The 3,010-nt window shown below is 45.2% G+C and carries 3 protein-coding genes; 1 reads left to right on the forward strand and 2 read right to left on the reverse strand.

What is annotated here, in order from left to right; translation table 11 throughout:
- Positions 1-137: 137 nt before the first annotated feature.
- Positions 138-1,070, reverse strand: a complete 933-nt coding sequence (prmB, locus tag A1QO_RS03905) for a 50S ribosomal protein L3 N(5)-glutamine methyltransferase (protein ID WP_017037813.1) — start codon at positions 1,068-1,070, stop codon at positions 138-140.
- Positions 1,071-1,156: 86 nt separating this feature from the next.
- Between prmB and smrB the strand changes: the two genes are divergently transcribed.
- On the forward strand, positions 1,157-1,687 hold the full coding sequence (gene smrB / locus A1QO_RS03910) for an endonuclease SmrB (RefSeq protein WP_026026591.1): 531 nt from the start codon (positions 1,157-1,159) through the stop codon (positions 1,685-1,687).
- Between the two features lie 87 nt (positions 1,688-1,774).
- Here smrB and flhB read toward each other — a convergent pair whose 3' ends face one another.
- Entirely contained in the window at positions 1,775-2,905 is a 1,131-nt protein-coding gene (gene flhB, locus A1QO_RS03915) for a flagellar biosynthesis protein FlhB (protein ID WP_017035131.1), read from the reverse strand.
- Positions 2,906-3,010: the final 105 nt, after the last annotated feature.

Here is a 3,010-nt window from a genome sequence, read left to right on the forward strand (position 1 = left end):
CAATCAAAAATTCTAACGCCGTTATCGAGTATTTTAACCCGCTAGGATGAACACTTGTTTACTACGATTGGTATAGTAATCAACACGCATAAAAAAACGCCAACACAAGGCTGACGTTTTCTCTTCTCGATTAGCGTTTAATCGATATACAGTGCAAACTCATCAGCACAATCCACAAGCTGCTGTCGGGTAAGCATAAATACGCCATGGCCACCGTTAGAAAACTCTATCCATGTAAATGGGATATCGGGGTATTGCTCCATCATATGCACCATTGAGTTCCCCACTTCACACACTAAAATACCGTCTTCGGTTAGATAATTAGGCGCATTGGCTAAGATTCTGCGTACCAATTTTAGACCATCGGTACCGGCTGCCAAACCCAGTTCCGGCTCGTGAGTAAATTCATCAGGTAGGCTGTTCATATCTTCTTCATCCACATACGGTGGATTCGATACGATCAGACTGTATTTTTCCTGTGGTAAATCACGGAACAGATCAGAACGCATTGGGAAGACTTGCTGCTCCATACCGTGGTCTTGAACATTTTGCTCAGCTACTTGAAGGGCATCGACTGAAATATCAATCGCATCGACTTCTGCGTCTGGGAAAGCATGCGCACAAGCAATAGCAATACACCCACTACCGGTACACAAATCCATAACACGGGTTGGCTCTTCGGTTAGCCAAGGCTGGAATTGCGCCTCAATCAACTCAGCAATCGGAGAGCGAGGTACGAGTACACGTTCATCAACAAAGAACTCAAGGCCACAGAACCACGCTTTATTGGTGAGGTACGCGGTCGGAGTACGTTCGTTGATACGCTTCACAACACGCTCAACGATACGTAAACGTTCACTGCTCGTGAGGCGAGAGTTCAACACATGCGGAGGAAGATCAATAGGTAAATATAACGTTGGAAGGATAAGCTGTACGGCTTCATCCCATGCGTTATCAGTACCGTGACCATAAAATAAGTTAGCGGCATTAAAACGACTGACGGTCCAACGAATCATATCTTGAAGGGTATGAAGTTCCGATACCGCTTCTTCTACAAAAATCTTATCCAAAATTGCCTCCGAAAAGCGCTACAATACTGCTAATAATGTTTAATACGTTAAGCTATTCAAGCTTCGAGCAAGACAATGAGCCAAACATGAGCAAAAAAGACACCGATTTTGATGACGATTTCGCGTTATTCACAGACGCAGTAAAGGGCGTAAAAAAGTTGCAACAGGATACCATAGTCCAGCCACCAAAAAGAAACTCTATACAAAAAGAAGTCAAACGCACCGCTCGTGAAGCCAGCGACACTGAATTTTATTTCTCTGATGAGTTTGTTCCGCTTCTCAGTCAAGATGGACCCACTCGATATGCTCGTGATGATGTGTCTACTTATGAAGTGAAGCGCCTTCGACGTGGCGTGTATGTGCCTGATGTATTCTTAGATATGCACGGGATGACACAAAAAGAAGCAAAGCGCGAACTGGGAGCTATGATTGCGTATTGCATCAAAAACGATGTGCATTGTGCCTGTGTACAACACGGTATTGGTAAACATATTCTCAAACAAAAATCACCGCTGTGGCTTGCCCAACATCCTGATGTGATGGCTTTTCACCAAGCTCCTCTTGAGTTTGGTGGTGCAGGCGCCTTACTGATTTTGTTATCGATTCCTGAAAAGTAATCTCAGCTGAACCTGTCCTCCCCTTTGAACATCTTGTTTTGAGGTTCAGGTTCATGGTTCATGGTTCATGGTTCAAGCAAGATGACATCAATGGCGAAGATCCGTTGGAATCGTCATGGTGTCTTCATCCAACTTAGGACGTTGACCACCACGCTTTCTAAACTGTTTAAGCTGGAAAACATAAGCAAGCACTTGAGCCACTGCGGTAAACAGCCCATCAGGAATCTCTTGTTCTAACTCGGTTGTATGGTAAAGCGCACGAGCCAATGGCGGTGCAGGAATGACATAAATGTCGTGTTCTCTGGCTATTTCACGAATTTTTAATGCCATATGGTCAACGCCCTTCGCAACCACTACGGGGGCTTTATCTACATTTTGCTTATACCGTAACGCCACTGAGAAGTGATCTGGGTTGGTGATAATCACATCCGCTTCGGGCACATCGGCCATCATTCGCCTCTGAGCCATTTCACGTTGCAACATTCGGATTCGGCCTTTCACTTCTGGCTTACCATCGGTGTCTTTGTGCTCATCTTTCACTTCTTGCTTGGTCATTTTTAGCTGATCCGCATGCTGCCAAATCTGGAAAGGTATATCGATGGCGACCACAATAAGCAACGAGCAGCTAATGAGCAAAATGAAATCTAATAGAATGTCGAGAGCGTGGAAAATATTCTGTGGGTAAACATCCATACTCAGCTGAAAAAGATCTTCTTTGGAGGCGTCAATCAGATAAAAAGCAACACCTGACACTAAAGAAACCTTAAGTATCGACTTAAGCAGTTCGACAGCACTTTGCATACCCACCATCCGCTTCAAACCACTCAACGGATTCATTTTTGAGGCTTTAGGCATTGCCGCTTTCACCGAAAAGTTCACCCCACCAACCCCTGCTGCGCCAATAAGGGCTGCGACAAACAAGACAATCAGAATCAAAACAAGGGGGCCAAGTAAGCTGCCGAGCACACCACTAGCGATATCACTGAGCTTGCTCATATCAAACACTTCTTCTCGGCTCAAAGAAAAGAGTCGGCTCATTCCTTCAAATAACTCTTTTCCCAGAGCCTCCCCAAACCACATCAGGGAAACTGCGCCCATAACCAAAACGGAGACCGACGCTAACTCTTTAGACCTTGCAACCTGTCCTTTTTCACGTGCCTGATCCAAGCGTCTGGGCGTTGCGTCTTCTGTGCGTTCTTGACCTGAATCTTCTGCCATCAGATCCTCCTATTTTATCTTCGATGAGCGTATTCGCCGATTAACTTCTTCGCCGAAAGCCTAGGGCGTGTTGAACTTTCGAGCTGATTTTTGCAGCAACTTGAT

Source organism: Vibrio genomosp. F10 str. ZF-129 (assembly GCF_000287055.2).
Classification (GTDB): domain Bacteria; phylum Pseudomonadota; class Gammaproteobacteria; order Enterobacterales; family Vibrionaceae; genus Vibrio.

Bases quoted from the DNA above. Each gene is read 5' to 3' on its own strand.
- smrB (WP_026026591.1), top strand. From the start codon at position 1,157: ATGAGCAAAAAAGACACCGATTTTGATGACGATTTCGCGTTATTCACA.
- flhB (WP_017035131.1), bottom strand. From the start codon at position 2,905: ATGGCAGAAGATTCAGGTCAAGAACGCACAGAAGACGCAACGCCCAGA.